The following is a 19,576-nucleotide window of genomic DNA, read 5'->3' as shown; positions in this document are numbered from 1 at the left end:
CAACCGGGTCGGCGCAGCTGGACGCCTGAGAGGCAAGAGCGTAGCACGCACGGCACGGCCCTTGCGGTGGCCTGCCCTTAAAATCATGGGGTTAGAACCTGCAACCCCGGCCTTGAAGGTCCCCGCATGACAACAAGCAACAATTCGGCAAAACCCCTGGTGGGTGTGGTGATGGGCTCCAGCAGCGACTGGGAGACCATGCAGCACGCCGTGCAGATCCTGACGCAATTCGGCATTGCGCACGAAGCCCGGGTGGTGTCGGCCCACCGCATGCCCGACGAGCTGTTTGCCTATGCCGAAGGTGCCGGCGGTCGCGGCTTGCAGGCCATCATTGCCGGCGCCGGCGGCGCAGCGCACCTGCCCGGCATGCTGGCCGCCAAAACCACCGTGCCGGTGCTGGGTGTTCCCGTGGCCAGCAAGCATTTGCAGGGCGTGGACTCGCTGCACAGCATCGTGCAGATGCCCAAGGGCATTCCGGTCGCCACCTTTGCCATCGGCAACGCCGGCGCAGCCAATGCAGCCCTGTTCGCGGTGGCCATGCTGGCCCTGCACAACCCGGCGCTGGCCGCCCAATTGCAGGCTTTCCGTGCAGAGCAAACCGCTGCCGCGCACGCCATGACGCTGCCGCCCGCATGACCGCCTCCACCTCTTCCCGGGCCGCCTCCAGCCTGCCGGAGTTGCCTATTTTTCCCGGCACGGCCTCGGCCTTCGGCCAGCCCGCTACCCTCGGCGTGATGGGCGGCGGCCAGCTGGGCCGCATGTTTGTGCATGCCGCGCAGCGCCTGGGTTATTTCACGGCGGTGCTGGACCCCGATCCGCAAAGCCCCGCGGGCCTGGTGAGCCATCACCACATCCAGGCCGGCTACAGCGATGAAAAAGGGCTGACCCAACTGGCCGCACTGTGCGCCGCCGTCACCACCGAATTTGAAAACGTGCCCGCCGGCGCGCTGCAGGCGCTGGCCGCCAGCCGCCCCGTGGCACCCGGCGCTGCCGCCGTGGCCATCGCGCAAAACCGCATCGAGGAAAAATCCCACTTCACCGCCAGCGCCGCCGAATCCGGCGTGCTGGCCGGCGTTACCTGCGCACCCTACGCCGTGATTGAAACAGCCGGGCAGCTGAAGGCGGTGCCCGCCGGTTTGCTGCCCGGCATCCTCAAGACCGCGCGCATGGGCTACGACGGCAAGGGCCAGGTCCGCGTCAAGAATGCGGACGAACTGGCCACCGCCTGGGCCGGCCTGAAGCAGGTGCCCTGTGTGCTCGAAAAAATGCTGCCACTCAAGGCCGAGTGCTCGGTCATCGTGGCGCGCGGCTGGGACGGCAGCGTCGTGAGTTTTGCGCCCCAGCTGAATGTGCATGTCGACGGCATTCTCGCGGTGACGCAGGCTTATGAAGGAAATATGCCTGCAGCGCTTGCTGGTCGTGCGCAAGCAGCTACCAAAACCATAGCAAAACACATTGACTATGTCGGCGTGCTCTGCGTCGAGTTTTTCCTGGTGGACGACGGCAGCGCCGATGGCGCGCTCATCGTCAATGAAATGGCGCCACGCCCGCACAACAGCGGCCACTACACGATGGACGCCTGTGACGTGTCGCAGTTCGACCTGCAGGTGCATGCCATGGCCGGCCTGCCGCTGCCGCAGCCGCGCCAGCATTCACCGGCCATCATGCTCAACCTGCTGGGAGATGTGTGGTTTGACACCCATGGAAAGATGCGCACACCCGACTGGCAGGCCGTGCTGGCACTGCCCGGCACGCACCTGCATCTCTACGGCAAAACCGAAGCCCGCATCGGCCGCAAGATGGGCCATCTCAACATCACGGGCCCCGACGTCGCTTCAGTCAAGGCCACGGCACGCCAGGTTGCATCCATCCTGGGCCTGCCCGGCCTGGACGCCCTCTGATGATTCTTCCCGGTACGGACCCTGAAGCCATTCTTGAAGCCGCACGCCGCATCCGGGCCGGTGGGCTGGTGGGCTTCCCGACGGAGACGGTGTACGGCCTGGGCGCCGACGCTTCCAGCGATCAAGCCGTCGCCGGAATTTTTGAAGCCAAGGGCCGTCCGTCCGACCATCCGCTCATCGTGCACGTGGCCGATGCGGCGCACGTAGACGCTTACGCCAGCAGCGTGCCGCCGTTTGCCGCGCGCCTGATGAAAGCCTTCTGGCCCGGGCCGCTCACCGTGATCCTGCCGCGCAAGGAAGGCGTGGCAGCGGCCGCGGCCGGCGGCCAGGATTCGATCGGCCTGCGCTGCCCCTCACACCCTGTCGCGCTGGCTTTTTTGAAAGCATGTGACACGGGTGTTGCCGGCCCCAGCGCCAACCGTTTCGGCCGCGTCAGCCCCACCACTGCGCAGCATGTGCAGCAGGAGTTTGGCGACAGCCTGCTGGTGCTCGACGGCGGGCCCTGCGATGTCGGCATCGAATCCAGCATCGTCGACTGCACGCGCGGGCGGCCTGTGTTGCTGCGCCCGGGCATCCTCACGCGCGCGCAACTCGAAGCCGCGTGCGGCGAGGCCGTGCTGGGGAAAGACGAATTCGAGCAAGAGGCTCCGGGCGATGCGCCGCGCGCTTCCGGCACGCTCGAAGCGCACTACGCGCCCGACGCCAAGGTGCGCCTGATGGACGCCGGCCCCATACAAACCGCACTCGATTTGCTGGGCGCCGAGGCCGCCCACATCGCCGTTTACGCGCGCAGCATCGTGCGCATCAAGTCAGAAAAAGTGTTGTACCGCCGCATGCCCGACGACGCGCTGGCCACCGCGCAGCAACTGTTTGCCGTGTTGCGCGACTTTGATGCCAAAGGCGTCAAGCTGATCTGGATTGAAAACCCACCGGCGGCCGCCGAGTGGGATGGCGTGCGCGACCGGCTGCAACGGGCTGCCGCGAGCTGAAGCGTCAAGAATCGGCTGCCATGTTGGATGGAACCATCGCTTGTCTCCTCATCGGTGCCGCCGTCGGGTTGTGGATGATGTGGCGCGAGCGCAGGAGCGACCGGCGGAACACTGGCGGGTGTTGCTACCAATGCGGAAGAGCGCTTGGCTTTGACTTCAAGACCGTCACGCGAAGGTACGAAGGAGGGTCAACCAAGCGCGTTGACTTCTGCGCGAAGTGTGCACGCCACCGGCTTGTCTGGGGCTGGCTCGTCCTTGGGCTCGTGATCATTTTTGTTGGGCTAATGTGGTATCACTTGCATCACTCGGGCTGATGCATACCGGCGCATCACATCGAATTTGTCCCCATGTACCTGGGACATCAGGAAAGAGGTAACCCATGCTCTCCATCCTCCTCACCATCTGGTTCCTCCACGTCGCGGCCATGATGAGCCCCGGCGCCAATGTGCTGCTGGTCTCGCAACTCGCTGCCAGCGATAGGGCGCGTAGCGCGGTGTTCGCGGCGCTGGGTGTGACGGCCGGGGCTGCCATCTGGGCGCTGTGCGCGGTGCTGGGCGTCAACGCCATCTTCCAAATTTTTCCGGGGCTGCGCCTGGTGCTGCAGGTGGCCGGTGGCCTGTATCTGCTCTATGTGGCGAGCCGGCTCTGGCGCTCGGGCGGCCTTGCACTGGGCGATGGCGGCCCGGCGGTGTCATCGGCAGCGGCGTTTCGCCTGGGGTTTCTCACCAATATCACCAACCCCAAGTCGGCGCTCTTTTTCGGCAGCGTGTTTGCCGCCTCGTTTCCGGCCGCTCCCAGCCCGGCATTGCAGGCCGCGGCCGTGGCCATGATCGTGGTCAACGCGCTGTGCTGGCACACGCTGCTGGCCTATTTGTTTTCGCGCGAGCGGGTGCGGTTTGCGTATGCCCGTACGCGGGGCACGGCGGACCGCATCGCCTCGGTGGCTGTCGGCGCATTGGGCCTGGGGCTGCTGGCGGCATCATTGCGCGAAGCGCGCTCCTAGAGCCGGTTCTCAGGGCAGCGCGAATTGCCCGTCAGGCTCCGTGACGGGCCAGGCAGGCAGTTGCCCAAATTTCGGGCATTGTGGCGCAATGCCGCGCCAAGTGGTGTTTTCGTCCACAAGTCCCGCCGCCATCAACAGCCTTGTCCACAGGCGGCAGGGATAACTTGCAGGCACATTGATGAAGCATCCGTGCCTGCCGCGCTGGGCGTCTGTGGTACCGGGCTATTCAGTCGCCGCGCCCGTATACCAGCTTCATCACCAGAATGGCCAGCGCCAGGCCCAGCGTGACCGCGTTCGCCAGCACGATGGGCCAGGCGCCCGCCAGCACACCGTAGGCCAGCCACAGTGCCACGCCAACCGTAAAGGCGCTGTACATCGCCAGTGAAATGCCGCTGACATCGCGGCTGCGAAAGGTCAACCAGGCCTGCGGCGCAAAGCTCGCCGTGGTCAGCACGGCCGCCAGAAAGCCCACGATGTCTGTTGCGTTCATCGCTTGCCCTCCTTGACGGCCCATTCCAGCATCGCATCCAGTGCCGGGCGCGCAGCGGGCGCGTTCGCGTGGTTGATCAGCCCCACCACGATGTAGCGTGCGCCGCTGTCGCCATTGGCATAACCGGCAACCGCGGTCACGTCGCGCAGCGAGCCGGTCTTGACGAAAGCCAGCCCGGCCACCGGCCTGGCGCGTTCGCGCATGGTGGCGTCGGTGCCGGCCACCGGCAGCGAATCGGCGAGATCGGCGGCAAAAGGGCTTTTGGCGGCATGCTGCAGCAGGGCCGACAGGCTGGCAGCACTGATGCGCTCCTCGCGGCTCAGGCCCGAGCCGTTGTCCATCAGCGGGGGTGTGCTGCCGGGCAGGCTTTTGCGCCACCAGGCGGTGAGCGCTGCGCGGGCGGATTCAAGCGTGCCGGCTTTGGGCTGGCCCAGGCCGGCCCAAAGCCCGAGTGTCAAAAAGAGGTGTTGGGCCATGATGTTGTTGGAGTATTTGTTGACGTCGCGCACCATTTCCAGCAACGGCGGCGACTGGTATTCAAACCGCACCGCGGCCTTTTCGCCCGAGAGGGTACCGGTCCTGCGCAGCATGGCCAGCTCTGCCGGCGTGGCGTCGCGCACTGTGCCCGTCAGCAGGCCACCCAGTTGCCGCCACGACCCTTCGATGGCGCGCGCCGCAAAACTCGCGGGGTCGGCATAGGCGCTGGGCCACACTTTTTCGCCGCAGGCCGAAGAATAGGTACCCAGGAATTCGATGTTGACGGGGTTTTCAACGCTGGCACGCAGCTCGCTGCGCCAGTCGCCGCAGCGCGCCACACGCACGATCGGTACCGTCGCGCCCACCTGCACACCCGCCAGCGGCGGCTCATAGCGCACCAGCGCACGGCCATTTGGAAGGTCCGGCGTGAATGTCATCACAATGGTTTTGAAATTGATCAGCAACGCATCGGGCCGGGCGTTGTAGGGCCGCAGCGGCTCGCCGTCAAATTCGCCCGGATCGGTGGGCGGCACGCTGAAGGCGCTGCGGTCCAGCACGATGTCGCCGCGGATCGCCCGCGCCCCTCCGGCCTGCACCTCGGCCAGCAAGGCCTGCAGGCGTTCAACGACCAGCTTGGGGTCGCCGCCGCCCTGCACCACCATGTTGCCGTTGAGCAGGCCGCCCGAGGCGCTGCCGTCCAGTATCACCTTCGTCTTCCAGGTGAAGTCGCGGCCCAACGCGTCGAGCGCCGAGTACGTGGTCACCAGTTTCATGACGGAGGCAGGGTTCATTGGCACATCGGCGCGCCAGCTCAGGCGCGGCACCGGTTTGCCGCTGCCGGCTTCCACCACCAGCATGGACACCGCATCGCGCGGCACCCTGGCGCGCGACAGGGCTTTTTCAATCGGGGCCGGCAGGCGTGCGGTTTGTGCCAGGCCGGGGCTTGCGGCCAGGGCTGCCATGGCCGCCAGGGCAGCCAGCGCAACAGTGTGTGTCGTGCGCGGGCGCAGCAAGTCGTGGGTCATGCGGGGATTATCGCGGTTGAGCGTTCTGCAAGGCGCTGCCGGTGGGCGCCGGGGTGGCCGGCCATTGGCGCGGATAATCAGGGCTTACCCATCGGCCCCAGCCTCCGGGTACTCGCAGATTGCTATGAATTTAATAGCTGCTTGCGCCTGATATATAAGGGCTTGAGCCCGATTTAATGCCTGAACTTGTGAAATTCCTCGCTTTTGACACCAGCACCGACCGCATGTCCGTGGCGCTGACCGACGGTGCGCACGTCTGGCAGCACAACGGCCCAGGCGGCGCGCAGGCTTCCACCACGCTGATCCCCGCCATCCTGGCGTTGCTGGCCGAGGCTGGCCTGGCGCTGGGCGAGCTGGATGCCATCGCCTTCGGGCGCGGCCCCGGCTCCTTTACCGGCCTGCGCACCGCCTGCGCGGTGGCGCAAGGCCTGGCCCTGGGCGCCAACCAGGGTGCCGGTATTCCCGTGCTGCCTGTCGACACGCTGATGGCTGTGGTCGAAGAAGCGCGCTTTCAGCAGCAGGGTGATGGCGAAGCGTCCCTGCGCGTCACCGCGCTGCTGGATGCGCGCATGGACGAAATGTATGTGCAGGGTTTTGAGTTCAGCGGCGGGCACTGCCGGGCGCTCGGCGAATGCGTGCTGGTCCGGCCTGAAAACCTGGTGCCGGACACTGCGGCCGGTTTGTTCGCGGGCAATGTTTTTGCGGTGTACGCCGGGCGTTTGCCGGGCAGCCTTGCGGCATTTGCGCAGGCCGAGGCCTTGCCCACAGCCACCGCCATGCTGCGCCTGGCGCCGCAACTGGCTGCTGCCGGGCAATACGTCAGCGCCGACCTCGCCCTGCCACTCTACGTTCGCGATAAAGTAGCGCTGACCACCGAAGAGCGCGACCAGGTCAGGGCCGCCAAGCTGGCCGCCGCTCCACCCCTTTCATGAACGCCATCCTCAAGCCCCTCGAAGCCCAGTTCGAAGCCATGACACCTGCATGGCTGGATGAGGTGGTGCGCGTGGAAAAAACCGCGTATGGCCACCCCTGGACGCACGGCAATTTCAACGATTCGCTCAATGCCGGCTACCAGGCACAACTGCTCACCGCCGGCAATGCGCCCGACGCCGTGCTACTGGGCTATTTCGTGGCCATGAAGGGCGTTGACGAAGTGCACCTGCTCAACATCACCGTGGCCCCCGAACACCAGCGCCAGGGCTGGGCCCGCATCATGCTGGATGCGCTGGCCCTCTGGTCGCGCGGGCAGGGCGCGCAGTGGCTGTGGCTGGAAGTGCGCGTGAGCAATGTGCGGGCCAAGGCCATCTACGAACGATACGGCTTTCGCCATGTTGGCACGCGCCGCAACTACTACCCGGACGGCGCTTCCACGCGCGAAGATGCGGTCGTCATGAGCCTGGCGCTATGAGCCTGGACCTCGACAAACGCCAGCGCGCCATGCTGCGCGAAATGGGTGTGCGCGTGTGGCTGCCGGTTGCCGCTGCGCCTGTTGAAACTGCCACTGCTACTGATTTGGTAGCTGCTGGCGCACGGTCAGTAACGCCTGCAAGTGAAGTTGATCAAAAAGTCAGTGCGCCTTCCACGTCCGCTGCACCGCGAGAGGCTGCGCCGCTCGTGCGGCCTGTGCAGGCGCCGGTTCGCCCGCAGGTCGAAGTGCGCGAAACCGCTGTACCCGGCACAACGGCTGCGTGGCGGATGGGCGACGCGCAAGCCCTGTACGCTGACGCCGCCCATGCCGAAGGCGCGCGCTGGCTGGTGCTGGCCGAAACGCCGGCGGCTGCGCTGCAGCGGCAGTCTTTCAACCCCTTTGAAGGCGATGCCGGCAAGCTGCTCGACAACATGCTGCGCGCTACGCGCCTGCACAAGGCCGGCATGGTGCTGCTGGCCCCGCTGGTCCGGCAGGCGGCATCCGGTGCGGGCGCCGGCCTGCCTGAAGCGCTGCCCGCCCTGGTGGCCAGCGCGCAACCCGATGTCGTGCTCGTCATGGGCCGCCTGGCCGCGCAGGCGGTGTTGCAATCGACAGAGCCTTTCGGCAAACAGCGCGGCCAATTGCACAGCCTGCATGGAGCCCGCATGGTCGTGACCTACGACGCCACCTATTTACTGCGCAACCCGGCCGACAAGGGCAAGGCCTGGGACGACCTGTGCCTGGCCATGAGCTTGGTCGTTACTCCCGGCGTCGCCTGATTTTCCTTCAGGCCTTTTCAGGTACTGTGCGGCTGGGCGCCAGCACTGAAGCAATCGCCACCACCATCAGCACCACGGCAGCCCAGTCTTGCCAGTGCAGCACTTCGCCCAGGCCCAGAGCGCCTGAAAACACCCCGAGGACGGGAATCATCATCACGCTCAGCGTGGAAGCCACCGGCGGCAGCGCGCGCGCCAGCGTGAACCACGCCGCATGCGCGAAACCGAAGATCAGCACCGCGTTGTAAAGAATCGCGCCCCAGGTCGTGGGCGAAGGTGCCTTCCACTGCGGCATCTCAAACACGACACCCAACATGGTCAGCATCACGGCAGTCATCACCGTCATCCAGAACGACAACGTCAGCGTCGCGGCCGGTATCGTGGTCTTGCGCAGCAGCTGCGTGCCCAGCGCCCACACCGCGGCCGCCACCAGCGCGCACAGCACACCCAGGGGGCTGCCCGACAGGTTGGTCATTTCATTCCATAGCAGCAGCGCCACGCCCAGTGCAGCAGCTGCCACACCCAGCCAGTTGCGGGGCTTGAGCTTCGCGCCAAAAAACCACGCGCCCAGCAGCGCCGAAAAAATCGGCATGGTGTAGCCCAGAATCGCCGCGCGCCCGCTGCTGAGGTTTTTCACGGCGAGGATGATCAGTGCATGCCAGACAAACATGTTGGCCGCAGCCAGCCAGAAGAGCTCACGCCACTTGCCCCGCGGCACCCCAAACGGCACCTTCAGCACCACCATGGCAATGCCCAGCACCGGAATGCCCAGCCAGATCGACATCGCCCGGAACGTCAAGGGTGGAAAGTCCGCAATCCCCAGTTTCATCACCGGCCAGTTCAGGCCCCAGACGAGGGTGAGCAGAACCAGCAGGATGAGTTGGCGTTGCGAGAGTTGCATGGAACTATTGTGCCCCCACGGTCGCTCACTTCGTGTAGCTTCCTGCCCCCCGAGGGGGCCGCCCGCCTGCGGTCTGGCAAAGCCAGTCCCGCGGCTCATGCTGGCTTGAAGAATTCTGTGAGTACGGCCAGTGATGGAGGTATTTCACCAGCGGGCAGCTGTGGGACTGGCTTGCGCCGGGCCGGCATAGCGTGCGCCCAAAGTCTGGCTGGGTTGCGCAACACGGGTTGAATTGCTACGCCGCTTCTGGCTCAGCGGCAGACTCTGTTCGTGCTGGCACCCTGTCGTCTTCTGGAATGGCGTAGCGCGGCGCCAGTGCGGCAAGCGACCTCAACACTGGGACGGGTGTCCAGCGAAATAGCGGCGTGAGCCATGGATACGGCACCCTGGATTTCAGAATGGCGCCGTAATCACACGAGGCTTCGTGGGGGAAGTAGTTCTCACGCACGGCCACAAGCTCACAAAAGCCCTTGCCGTGGTAGTAGCGCAGCTGTGGATCAACCGGCAAACCGGCCCGCGTAGCCTGTGCATAGGCCTCTACCGATGCGCCTGGTTTGCGCTGCAAATGACGCCTGAGCCCGGGCATGGGAGAGCCCAGAAACACTTCGCGATTGCCGCATTTCACCGCATACAGATAGTTAAAGGCGATCAGCTGCAAGGCCGCGCCGGCATCCACGCTGGTCAGGCTGATGCCGAACAGGCAGCGGGAGGCGTGCTTGTTCGTTGGCACCTTGCCGTCCAGAGCGGCACTCTTTTGCCAGTCGCCCGGGTTGACCCACTCTGCCTCCGTGGTGGGCTTGCAAAAGAGCGACGCCAGCAATTCACCCGTTTCTGCGCAAAATGCACCCCCGCTCAAATCGGGATGCGCGGCAATGCGTGATCGAAAGTCTTCTGCGGTGGCTTGCTGCTCTTGCGTCCATTGCTTGCGCTCCAGATCCAGCAAGGCTGGAATATCGCCAATACGCAAATTGCGGGTGATGTAGCTGCGCTTTTTGATGGTCGGTTTGGTTGTCATGGGTAACGGTATGCGTGGGTGTTAAAGGAGTTGACTGCCCGGAACGTCGGGGACTGGTGGCGGGTGTGCGGTACCCGAATGGCAGGCGCAATTGCGAGTGCCCAAGGGCTGGAAGTCATGCATCAGCTGCACAGCACCTGTGGTGAGCCACAGCCGGGTGACCCGGGCCTTGTTGCCGAAAAATCCGCTCAGAAAAATGCTGGCTTGCAAATTCACCACCTCATGCCACCAGCCATGAGGCACGTAGATGGCATCACCCGGATACAGATCGACGGCAAACAGTGCGTCTGTTGGCACATCGCTTTGTGCCAGGTCGCGCATGCCCACCGATGCCAGCTTGGCCCAGCGGTCATACTTAGTTGACAACGCACCCAGGTGTTCCACGGTGCCGGGGCGTGCCAGGTAAAAGCGTTTGACTCCGCGCGTGAGCACCGCCAGGTTGTCCAGCAAGTCGTAATGCAAACCCGTGTGTGCACCTTGCGGGCCAATCCATGCGCTGCTGGAGACGATGTTGCCTGGCGGGAATAATGCGTCTTGCTGCACGTCCTGGCGCAATGAGGGTATCTCCTTGAGCAGATCAAACTCTTTGAGGTAGCCGATATGCGAGCCTTCTTCCTGCGCGGCTGTCTGCAACTCCAGCTGTGCCACATAGCGGTCAAGTGTGGACGTCACAAACCGGGTACTGGACCTCTCCCGATTCCCCACTACCAAGGTCACAGGCCTGGCCCCGCCCAGATGGGCAAGGTGCTGAAACGTCCAACGCTCCAGCGCGGCCCAGTTGCGCCCCATGCCCCGCAAAACAACAGGGCCATGACCTATCCACTCATGCCCCCGGGGGGACACCATCTCTGGCACAGCCCCGAGCCTGGAGCGAGGTATTCCTAGCGGGCATTCGCCTTGGGTAATCCACAAATTCACAACGACCTTCAGCACTTGCAATGCGGTGATCGTAAAAATCCACTGTGAAATCCTGATGACGCTAGCGCTTGTTTTTTTGTTGCATCGTGTAAAACGCCGGACAGGTAGCCGCTGGAGACAATCGCGCGTTTGGCATACAGGGGGTTTTCCATCGGGGCCCGGTGCAAGCTGCGGAGATGGTGGGAGCTTAAAATGGGACATGACTTTTCTCGACATGCTGGGCGCCGCAGAACGCCAGAACCGCTCCATGCTCTGCGTCGGCCTGGACCCTGAACCTACGAAATTCCCCGGCAAGCTCAAGGGCGATGCCAACAAGATCTACGATTTCTGCGCGGCGATTGTTGACGCCACCGCCGACCTGGTGATTTCCTTCAAGCCGCAAATCGCCTACTTCGCCGCGCACCGCGCCGAAGGCCAGCTTGAACGCCTGATGGAACACATGCGCCGCGTGGCGCCGCAAGTGCCCATCATCCTGGACGCCAAGCGCGGCGATATCGGCAGCACGGCGGAGCAATATGCCAAGGAAGCCTTTGAGCGCTACGGTGCCGACGCGGTGACGCTCTCGCCCTTCATGGGGTTTGATTCGGTCGCACCATATTTGAAGTACGAAGGCAAGGGCGCATTTTTGCTGTGCCGCACCTCCAACCCCGGCGGCGACGATCTGCAGAACCAGCGCTTCGCCTCGATTGAAGGCCAGCCGCTGTTGTACGAGCATGTGGCGCGTCTGGCGCAAGGTCCCTGGAACCTCAATGGCCAGTTGGGCCTGGTGGTGGGGGCGACTTATCCGGCCGAGATCGAGCGTGTGCGTTCGGTGGCGCCGACCTTGCCGCTGCTGATTCCGGGTGTGGGGGCGCAGGGTGGCGATGCCGTCGCGACCGTCAAAGCGGGCTGGCGGGCCGGCGCGCCAATCATCGTGAACTCGTCGCGTGCGATTATCTATGCCTCTTCGGCGGATGATTTTGCGGAGGCTGCGCGGCGCGAGGCGGTGAAGACTCGGGATATGTTGGAAGCGGCTCGGGGTGAGGCTCTGAAGCTGTAGTCTTTCTTGTTCCAGCGCTTTTTGCTGAGGGTTGCTGGCCGGGGGTTGCCCGGCATGCAACTCACTTTTCTTTGCTTCGCCAAAGAAAAGTAAGCAAAAGAAAGGCGACCCTGGTTCCTGCGTCCCTTCGCCGCGCTACGGGCAACCTGCGGTGCTCGGTCCAGCCGGGGTCAAAAACAACTCGCTTCGCTCAAACAAGTTTTTGCCCTGATCCGTCTGGCCCTGCGCTCCTCGGCGCATCCACAAGGGCCAATCGGGAGCGGGGACAAAAATACAAAAYCAACACAAATACCAACAAGGACTCGCCACGGCGAGTCCTTGTTTCTTCAGGYATTCGGATTCCTGTCTTCGGCTGTTGGTATTCCTTCTCCCCATCCCTTCTGTMTGCGCCGAGGAGCGCAGGKYCAGGCGGATCAGGGATCGCGATTGTCTGAGCGAAGCGAGTTCGAGCGAGACCCCGCCTGRACCGAGCACCGCAGGTTGCCCGTAGCGAAGCGGAGGGTCGCAGACAGCAGGGTCGCCTTTTCTTTTGCTTACTTTTCTTTTGGCGAAGCAAAAGAAAAGTGAGTAGCCGCCGGGCTACCCCCGGCCAGCAACCCTCAGCAAAGACCGCAAACACCGAAACAACAACAACCAAAAAAGAAAATAGCTATTAATTTAGGAGCTGCCTGCGCCCGTCCCTATTGGGCGTAAGGCCAATAAGACGATTAATTGGCAACCGTGAACCGGCGCCGAACATGCCGCGCGTTTTCAATCTCGTCCACGATGGCCACAGCCAGGTCAGGCACCGAAATACCGGCCGGCTTGTCACCCTGGCCAGGCAGCAGGTCGTCCGCACCCAGCCGGTATTTGCCGGTGCGCTCACCGGGTGCCAGGCCAATGGGAGGCGAGACAAAGCTCCAGTCCAGTGAGGTTTCGAGCTTGAGCTGGTTCAGCGCCTCGCGTGCGGCGAGCGCGCCCTGCTTGTATTGCGCGGGAAACTCCGGCGTGTCCACGAGTTGCAGGCCGGGCGCCACATACAGGCTGCCGGCGCCACCCACCACGAGCAGGCGTTTGACGCCCGCCTGCTTGACGCCATTCACGATGGCTTTGCTGGCCTCAAGGTGCAGGTCGTGGATTTTCGGCTCGCTCCAGCCGGGGTTGTAGGCGCTGATGACGGCATCGTGGCCCGCCACGGCTTTGGCCACCTGGCCGGCATTCAGTGCGTCGGCGGCGACCACGGTCAGGCCGGTTTGCGGGTTGACCTTGCCAGGGTTGCGGGCCAGTACGGTGACCTTGTGGCCGCGGCTCAGCAGTTCGGAAAGAATGGGTGCGCCGATAAAACCTGTGGCGCCGATCAGTGCGATGTTCATAAAAACTCCTATGGGTAAAAGAGTCTCTAGTTTCATTACTTCACAACGGCCTGAATAGACGGCAAAATTCGCTAACACTGTGAAGTAGAGCTAACTAATGAGCGATAAATCCATGGACCAGCTCAAGCGCATGGCCATTTTTGCCGAGGTGGTTGCCAAAGGGTCCCTGACCGCGGCTGCTCGGCAGCTGGGCATGACGCCTTCGGCCGTGAGCCAGCATTTGCGGCAGCTTGAGCAGTCGCTCGGCCTGGCCCTGCTGCACCGGTCCACGCGGCGCCTGACGCTGACAGAAGCGGGGGAGCGCTACCACGCCGGTTGTGCCGCCATGGTGGCGGCTGCGCGCTCGGCGGAACAGGCGCTGGTGCGGCTGCGCGACGAACCCGAAGGCGAGCTGCGCCTGGCCGCGCCGGCCGGCTTTGGCAGCCTGCTGGCAGCGGCGCTGGCGCCGCTGCGCGGCTACCCCCGGCTCACGCTGCGTCTGCTGCTGGACGACAAGCTGGTGGACCTGATCGGCGAACGCGTGGATATCGCGGTGCGCGTGGGGGAGTTGGCCGACTCCAGCCTGGTGGCACGCAAGCTGGGCGATATGACGCGCCAGCTCTGCGCCTCGCCGGCCTACCTGGCCGAACGCGGCTGGCCCGCCACGCCGCAGGATTTGCTGCGCCACGACTGGCTGGCCAGCAAACCCAACAGCAGCAACAGCGCGGACATGCTGGAGCTGCTGGGCCCGTCCGGCGAACGCGAAACCCTGAGGCTGGAAGGCCGGGTGCAGGCCTCGCAGGTCACGGCGCTGCATGCGCTGGCCATAGCCGGCTGGGGCATCAGCATGGGTGTGAGCGAGGACGACCGCAAAGCGATGGCCGAAGGCCGCTTGCTGCCGATACTGCCGGGCTGGCGCATGGCGGATGTTCCGGTCTACGCCGTCACGCCGCGGCGCGGCGAGCAGCCGGCCAAGGTGCGGTACACGCTGGAGTTGCTGGCGGCCTGGTTCGTAGGTGTCAGGCCTGTTACGGACGCGGCCTGAGCACCAGCCCGCCCAGCATCACACAAGCCAGTGCGGCCGTCAGGTCAAGGCGCATCAGGCGTTGCTTCGCATCCGGTAGCGTTGTGCGGCGGGCTCAGGTCAGTTGCATGGAGCGCGCGGCATCCAGGTGCGCCTTCACACGCTGGGCCAGTGCGACGTCGCCGGGGGTCTCCGGCCGCCATTCCTGGGCGGGCAAGGCCTTGCCGTCCAGGTCCACCGCGACAAACACCACCAGGCATTCGGTGATGACCTGCATCTGCCCGACTTTCATGTCGCCGGCGCGCACTTCCACCGAGATGTTCAGGCTGGTCGTGCCGGTGTAGGCCAGGCGGGCTTCGACTTCGACCAGGTCGCCGATCATGATGGGACGCTGAAAACGTATGCTGCCCACCGACACGGTGACGCAATAGCGCTTGGCCCAGCTGGTGGCGCAGGCGTAGCCGGCTTCGTCAATCCATTTCATGACGGTGCCGCCGTGCACTTTGCCGCCGAAGTTGACGGTACTGGGTTCGGCCAGGAAGCGGAGGGTGATGGAGGACATGGGGGCTGCCGGTGTGTTGTGGGTTGTTCAGGCGTGCTGCCAGGCGACGGCGGCGACACGCATCATATTGTCGCCCATCACGCCCTCTACCTCAGTTGCGCTCAGGCCCACCCGGCGCAGCGCTTCGGGCAGCAGTTGCCAGGTTTCAACCGGCGTGTAAGTCATGCGCTGCACGGCGCGGTCGTAGCCGGCCGACCTGGGCCACCAGTAGGTGGGGTCATAGTCGCCCGGCGGGTTGTCATTGAGCTCATCCTGCCGGAAGCTGATGTCCAGGCCGATGCCCGCATGCTGCGCGCCGACCAGGCCCGCCACATGGGCCACATGCCGCGCCATATCGTCAGCCGTAGGAGTGCGCGTACCCAGGAATGCAGAGACGCCCGAGACGCACACCACCCCGCCGGTTGCGGCGCAGGCGCGTATTTGCTCGTCGGTGATGTTGCGCCCGTGCTCGACCAGCGCCAGCGGGTTGGCGTGGCTGAAGATCACCGGCTTGGCCGAGGCGGCCATGATGTCGAGGCTGCAGCGGCGGCCGGTATGGGAGCAGTCCATCAAGAGGCCCGCCTCATTCACGGCCTGCACCATGCGCACACCCAGCGGCATGAGGCCGCGTGCTTCGTCGTGGCAGCCGTCGGCCACGCTGTTGTTGCGGTTGTAGGCGAAATGGATTTGCCGCACGCCGAGTTCGCGGTACAGGGTCACCATCTCGGGCCGCTCCTGCAAGGGCATCGCACCTTCCAGGTCAAAGCCGATGGCAAGCTGGCTCGCCGCCGCGGCTTCGCGGATCTCGTCCACGCTGGATACCAGCCGGTAGCGCCCGGGGTTCGCGGCGATCTTCGCGCGGAAGGCCGCAATGACCGCCATGATTTGCGCCACCGGGTTCATGTCCATGCCGACATTGACGGATACATAGTTCACGCCCGCGGCGCGCAACGCGTCCATCGGCGAAAAATCGGCTGCCGGGTGCAATGGCAGGCAGGCGTGGGCTTCCCAGTGGATCATGGCGTGGCGTGTGGTGTTGAAGAGAAATTAAAGCATGCGGCGCTGCGGCGCGCCAGACCTGCCTGGTAACGATTTACGCCGTAGCGGACACGTCGTCCGCTGCGCGGCGTTTGAACCCGGTGGAAGCCTCCATCAGGCTCAGCGTATAGGCATTCGTGACTTTGTGTGCCGCCAGGTCGGCCGCAGGCAGCATCTCCACCGTCTGGCCGCGCTGCATCACCATGAGCCGCTCGCACAGGTGGGTGACGACGGCCAGGTCGTGGCTCACCATGATGAAGGTCAGGCCGCGCCGGCGGCGCAGTTCCTCGAGCAGGTTGAGCACCTCGGCCTGCACTGAGGCGTCCAGTGCCGAAGTGGGCTCGTCCAGCAACAGGATTTGCGGCTCGAGGATCAAAGCGCGCGCAATTGCGATGCGCTGGCGCTGCCCACCCGAGAGTTGGTGCGGGTAACGGAAGCGAAAACCCGTGCCCAGGCCGACTTCTTCCAGCGCACGTTCGATGCGCGCTTCCGCATCGCTGATGCCGTGGATGGCCAGCGGCTCGGCGAGGATGCGGTCTACGGTGTGGCGCGGGTGCAGCGAGCCGTACGGGTCCTGGAACACCATCTGCACCTGCCGCCTGAAGGCCTTGCTGCCGGGCGCGCTGTCCTGGCCCAGCAACCTGACCGTGCCGGCCGTGCGCGGCGCGAGCCCGCAGATGGCGCGTAGCACGGTGGATTTGCCGGAACCCGATTCGCCGACGATGCCGAAGCTTTCGCCGGGGTTCACGATGAAGGAGGTATCGGCGACGGCGACAAAGCTGTCGTACACCACGCGCAGGCTGCTGACTTCCAGGCCCAGCGATGCGGATGAAGCCACTGGGTTCACAGCGCCCACTCCGGTTGCCTGTCCAGCGTCGCCAGCGGATGCGTGGACGCGCCCAGCTGCGGCAGACAAGCCATCAGGCCGCGTGTGTACGGGTGCTGCGCATTCGCCAGGCCGCCGGCGGCCAGCTCTTCCACCACCCGGCCGGCATACATCACCAGGATGCGGTCGCAAAAGGTGGACACCAGCCGCAGGTCGTGCGAGACCAAAATCAAGCCCATGCCGCGCTCGGCCACCAGCGTGTCGAGGATGGACAGCACCTGTAGCTGCACCGTCACGTCCAGCGCCGAGGTCGGCTCGTCGGCGATCAGCAGGTCCGGGTCGGCAATCAGCATCATCGCGATCATCGCGCGCTGACCCATGCCGCCCGACACCTCATGCGGATACAACTTGTAGACGCGCGCCGGGTCGTCGATGCGCACGGATTCGAGCGCGGCCAGTGCGCGCTTTTTGGCTTCGGCCGACGAGACGCGGGTGTGGGCCTGCAGCGTTTCCACGATCTGTGCGCCTATCGTCATGACGGGGTTCAGCGAAAACTTCGGGTCCTGCAGCACCATGGCAACACGGCCGCCGCGCAGCGCACGGCGTTGGGCGGGCGGGCAGTTGAGCAAGTCCACACCGGAAAATTCGAGACGCTTGGCGCTGATGCGGCCTTCGGGTGCGGTCAGGCCCATGATGGCGCGGCCGGTTTGTGATTTGCCCGAACCCGACTCGCCCACGATGCCCAGGCGCTCACGGCCCAGCGTGAAGGACACGCCGCGCACCGCCTCCGTCATGCCGCCGTCACGGCGCGGAAAGCTGACGCGCAGGTCGTCAACCACCAGCAGGGGAGCGTTGGCGCCCGTCATTTGGCGGCCTTCGGGTCCAGCGCATCGCGCAGGCCGTCACCCAGCAGGTTGAAGGCCAGGCTCACGACAAAAATCGCCGCACCGGGCGCGGCCGCCACCCACCACTGGTCCAGCACATAGAGGCGGCCGTTGGCGATCATCGCGCCCCACTCCGGCATGGGCGGCTGCGCGCCCAGGCCCAGAAAACCCAGCCCGGCGGCGGTCAGGATGATGCCGGCCATGTCCAGCGTGACGCGCACGATCACCGACGACACGCACAACGGCATGATGTGGCTGAGCACGATGCGCCAGGGGGAGGCGCCCAGCAATTGCACGGCCGCGATGTAGTCGGTCTGGCGTATCGTCAGCGTCTCGGCCCGCGCCATGCGCGCATAGGGCGGCCAGGAGGTGATGGCGATGGCAATCACCGCGTTCTGGATGCCGGGCCCCAGCGCCGCGACAAACGCCAGCGCCAGGATAAGGCGCGGAAACGCCAGAAAAATATCAGTGATGCGCATCAGCACTGCGTCGATCCAGCCGCCGGCATAACCGGCCACAGTGCCGACGATGAGGCCGAGCGGCGCGGCCAGCACCGCCACCAGAATCACCACCATCAGCGTGATGCGCGAGCCGATGATGATGCGTGAGAGGATGTCCCGCCCCTGGTCGTCGGTGCCGAACCAGTGTGCCCACGAGGGCGGCAGCAGCCGTGTGGTGCGCAGGTCGCCGGTGTAGGCCGAATACGGCGCGAGCAGGTCGGCAAAAATCGCCACGAGGACCAGACCCAGCACGATGAAGAGGCCCAGCATCGCCAGCCGGTTGCGCGAAAAATCGTGGCAGCCGTGGTACATGCGGCCCATGAAAGCCTGGCGGCGCGAGGCAGGGCGGTCGGTGTTCAGCCAGTCGCGCAAAGATGCAACCTTTGAAGTCATCGGATTCGCGTCCTTGGGTCGAGCAGCTTGTACAAGACATCTGACAATAAATTCAAACCGACAAAGATCGACCCCACCACAATCGTGCCGCCCAACACCGCGTTCATGTCGGCGTTCTGCAGCGAGTTGGTGATGTACAGGCCCAGCCCCGGCCAGGCAAAGACGGTTTCGGTCAGTACCGAGCCCTCGAGCAGACCCGCGTACGACAGCGCGATCACCGTGACCAGCGGCACCATGGCGTTGCGCAGCGCATGGCGCCAGATAATGCGCGACTCCGACAGGCCCTTGGCGCGCGCAGCAATCACGTATTCCTGGGCGAGTTCGTTGAGCATGAAGGAACGCGTCATGCGGCTGATATAGGCCAGCGCGAAATAGCCGAGCAGCGAAGCCGGCAGGATGAGGTGCGAAAACACATTGCGAAAAGCCTCCCACTCGCCGGTCATGGCCGTGTCGAGCAGCAACAACCCGGTGATGGGCTTGAGTGTGTATTCATAACTCACGTCAATGCGGCCCGGCCCGGAGACCCAGCCCAGTCGCGCATAAAACACCACCAGCGCCATCAGCCCCAGCCAGAAGATGGGCACCGAATAGCCCACCAGGCCGATCACGCGCACCACCTGGTCCACCAGCTTGCCGCGCCGCACTGCGGCCCAGACGCCCAGCGGCACGCCCAGGCCCGCGCCTATCAGGATGCCCAGGCTCGCCAGCTCCAGCGTGGCCGGAAAGGCGCGCTTGATGTCCGTCATCACCGGGTTGRCTGTCAGCACCGAGACGCCGAAGTCGCCCTTGAGCACCTTGCCGATGTAGATGTAGAACTGCTCATACAGCGGCTTGTCCAGCCCCAGCTCCTGGCGCGCCCGCTCGATCACATGCGCCGGCGCGCGGTCGCCCACGATGGCCAGCACCGGGTCGATCGGGATCACGCGGCCGATAAAAAACGTGACCGCGAGCAGGCCCAGGTAGGTGAGCAAAATCACCACCAGGAAGTTGCCAAAGCTTTTGGCGTGCGGCGTCAAGCGCTGGCCTGCCGTGCGTGTGGCTACCGCGCTGAGCGGTGCCACGCCGGCAGCCGTGGGGTCGGGGATGGCCAAAGTCGT

General features: G+C 64.7%; 21 protein-coding genes. 9 read left to right on the top strand and 12 right to left on the bottom strand.

Annotated features, from left to right (window positions below):
- Positions 1 to 126: 126 nt before the first annotated feature.
- From purE to AC1DY9_RS15230, 4 genes are all read left to right on the top strand, one after another.
- Positions 127 to 636 carry a 5-(carboxyamino)imidazole ribonucleotide mutase gene (purE, locus tag AC1DY9_RS15245; protein WP_457282402.1) on the top strand — a complete coding sequence of 170 codons (510 nt, stop codon included), beginning with the start codon at positions 127 to 129 and terminating at the stop codon, positions 634 to 636.
- The gene (locus AC1DY9_RS15240) at positions 633 to 1,901 is read left to right on the top strand and encodes a 5-(carboxyamino)imidazole ribonucleotide synthase (RefSeq protein ID WP_477666945.1); all 1,269 of its coding nucleotides are present in this window, start codon (positions 633 to 635) and stop codon (positions 1,899 to 1,901) included. The genes purE and AC1DY9_RS15240 overlap by 4 nt, the downstream gene beginning before the upstream one ends.
- Positions 1,901 to 2,890, top strand: a complete 990-nt coding sequence (locus AC1DY9_RS15235; RefSeq protein ID WP_477666944.1) for an L-threonylcarbamoyladenylate synthase — start codon at positions 1,901 to 1,903, stop codon at positions 2,888 to 2,890. The genes AC1DY9_RS15240 and AC1DY9_RS15235 overlap by 1 nt, the downstream gene beginning before the upstream one ends.
- A 379-nt stretch (positions 2,891 to 3,269) precedes the next feature.
- Positions 3,270 to 3,893, top strand: a complete 624-nt coding sequence (locus tag AC1DY9_RS15230; RefSeq protein WP_477666943.1) for a LysE family translocator — start codon at positions 3,270 to 3,272, stop codon at positions 3,891 to 3,893.
- 226 nt (positions 3,894 to 4,119) lie between these two features.
- Here AC1DY9_RS15230 and AC1DY9_RS15225 read toward each other — a convergent pair whose 3' ends face one another.
- Positions 4,120 to 4,383, bottom strand: a complete 264-nt coding sequence (locus tag AC1DY9_RS15225; protein ID WP_457282398.1) for a SemiSWEET transporter — start codon at positions 4,381 to 4,383, stop codon at positions 4,120 to 4,122.
- Entirely contained in the window at positions 4,380 to 5,885 is a 1,506-nt protein-coding gene (gene dacB, locus AC1DY9_RS15220; RefSeq protein ID WP_477666942.1) for a D-alanyl-D-alanine carboxypeptidase/D-alanyl-D-alanine endopeptidase, read from the bottom strand. The genes AC1DY9_RS15225 and dacB overlap by 4 nt, the downstream gene beginning before the upstream one ends.
- Before the next feature lie 176 nt (positions 5,886 to 6,061).
- Between dacB and tsaB the strand changes: the two genes are divergently transcribed.
- The 3 genes from tsaB to AC1DY9_RS15205 are packed head-to-tail and all read left to right on the top strand — an operon-like array spanning position 6,062 to position 8,072.
- The gene (gene tsaB / locus AC1DY9_RS15215; protein WP_477666941.1) at positions 6,062 to 6,817 is read left to right on the top strand and encodes a tRNA (adenosine(37)-N6)-threonylcarbamoyltransferase complex dimerization subunit type 1 TsaB; all 756 of its coding nucleotides are present in this window, start codon (positions 6,062 to 6,064) and stop codon (positions 6,815 to 6,817) included.
- Positions 6,814 to 7,293, top strand: coding sequence for a ribosomal protein S18-alanine N-acetyltransferase (gene rimI, locus AC1DY9_RS15210; RefSeq protein WP_457282395.1), 480 nt, complete (start codon positions 6,814 to 6,816; stop codon positions 7,291 to 7,293). Before tsaB ends, rimI begins: the two co-directional genes overlap by 4 nt.
- Complete coding sequence (locus tag AC1DY9_RS15205; protein ID WP_477666940.1) at positions 7,290 to 8,072, top strand: uracil-DNA glycosylase family protein; 783 nt, start codon at positions 7,290 to 7,292, stop codon at positions 8,070 to 8,072. Before rimI ends, AC1DY9_RS15205 begins: the two co-directional genes overlap by 4 nt.
- A 7-nt stretch (positions 8,073 to 8,079) precedes the next feature.
- Here the strand turns inward: AC1DY9_RS15205 and AC1DY9_RS15200 are convergent, their stop codons facing one another.
- The 3 genes from AC1DY9_RS15200 to AC1DY9_RS15190 form a co-directional block, all read right to left on the bottom strand.
- Positions 8,080 to 8,970, bottom strand: a complete 891-nt coding sequence (locus tag AC1DY9_RS15200; RefSeq protein ID WP_477666939.1) for a DMT family transporter — start codon at positions 8,968 to 8,970, stop codon at positions 8,080 to 8,082.
- A gap of 235 nt (positions 8,971 to 9,205) precedes the next feature.
- A complete protein-coding gene (locus tag AC1DY9_RS15195; RefSeq protein WP_477666938.1) occupies positions 9,206 to 9,985 on the bottom strand; it encodes a hypothetical protein in 780 nt (259 codons plus the stop codon).
- Between the two features lie 21 nt (positions 9,986 to 10,006).
- Complete coding sequence (locus tag AC1DY9_RS15190; protein ID WP_457282457.1) at positions 10,007 to 10,831, bottom strand: cupin-like domain-containing protein; 825 nt, start codon at positions 10,829 to 10,831, stop codon at positions 10,007 to 10,009.
- Positions 10,832 to 11,102: 271 nt separating this feature from the next.
- On the opposite strand from AC1DY9_RS15190, the gene pyrF reads away from it, so the two are divergent.
- Positions 11,103 to 11,942 (top strand): orotidine-5'-phosphate decarboxylase, encoded by an 840-nt coding sequence (gene pyrF / locus AC1DY9_RS15185; RefSeq protein WP_477666937.1) that lies wholly within the window; start codon positions 11,103 to 11,105, stop codon positions 11,940 to 11,942.
- Positions 11,943 to 12,649: 707 nt separating this feature from the next.
- Here pyrF and AC1DY9_RS15180 read toward each other — a convergent pair.
- Complete coding sequence (locus tag AC1DY9_RS15180) at positions 12,650 to 13,294, bottom strand: NAD(P)-dependent oxidoreductase (RefSeq protein WP_477666936.1); 645 nt, start codon at positions 13,292 to 13,294, stop codon at positions 12,650 to 12,652.
- A gap of 97 nt (positions 13,295 to 13,391) precedes the next feature.
- On the opposite strand from AC1DY9_RS15180, the gene AC1DY9_RS15175 reads away from it, so the two are divergent.
- Positions 13,392 to 14,318, top strand: coding sequence for a LysR family transcriptional regulator (locus AC1DY9_RS15175; RefSeq protein WP_477666935.1), 927 nt, complete (start codon positions 13,392 to 13,394; stop codon positions 14,316 to 14,318).
- 94 nt (positions 14,319 to 14,412) lie between these two features.
- Here the strand turns inward: AC1DY9_RS15175 and AC1DY9_RS15170 are convergent, their stop codons facing one another.
- The 6 genes from AC1DY9_RS15170 to AC1DY9_RS15145 all read right to left on the bottom strand — a co-directional run bounded on the left by AC1DY9_RS15170 (position 14,413) and on the right by AC1DY9_RS15145 (position 19,570).
- Positions 14,413 to 14,859, bottom strand: coding sequence for an acyl-CoA thioesterase (locus tag AC1DY9_RS15170; protein ID WP_457282388.1), 447 nt, complete (start codon positions 14,857 to 14,859; stop codon positions 14,413 to 14,415).
- A gap of 27 nt (positions 14,860 to 14,886) precedes the next feature.
- Positions 14,887 to 15,858, bottom strand: a complete 972-nt coding sequence (locus AC1DY9_RS15165; protein ID WP_477666934.1) for a dipeptidase — start codon at positions 15,856 to 15,858, stop codon at positions 14,887 to 14,889.
- Between the two features lie 73 nt (positions 15,859 to 15,931).
- A complete protein-coding gene (locus AC1DY9_RS15160; RefSeq protein WP_457282456.1) occupies positions 15,932 to 16,696 on the bottom strand; it encodes an ABC transporter ATP-binding protein in 765 nt (254 codons plus the stop codon).
- 23 nt (positions 16,697 to 16,719) lie between these two features.
- On the bottom strand, positions 16,720 to 17,568 hold the full coding sequence (locus AC1DY9_RS15155; RefSeq protein ID WP_477666933.1) for an ABC transporter ATP-binding protein: 849 nt from the start codon (positions 17,566 to 17,568) through the stop codon (positions 16,720 to 16,722).
- Positions 17,565 to 18,479 (bottom strand): nickel transporter permease, encoded by a 915-nt coding sequence (gene nikC / locus AC1DY9_RS15150; protein WP_477666932.1) that lies wholly within the window; start codon positions 18,477 to 18,479, stop codon positions 17,565 to 17,567. The genes AC1DY9_RS15155 and nikC overlap by 4 nt, the downstream gene beginning before the upstream one ends.
- Positions 18,476 to 19,570, bottom strand: coding sequence for an ABC transporter permease (locus AC1DY9_RS15145; RefSeq protein ID WP_477666931.1), 1,095 nt, complete (start codon positions 19,568 to 19,570; stop codon positions 18,476 to 18,478). Before AC1DY9_RS15145 ends, nikC begins: the two co-directional genes overlap by 4 nt.
- Between the last annotated feature and the right edge of the window lie 6 nt (positions 19,571 to 19,576).

It is taken from the genome of Polaromonas sp. P1_F6, assembly GCF_056405695.1.
Note: the sequence above shows the minus strand (reverse complement) of the source record. Positions and strands in the feature narration are given on the sequence as shown.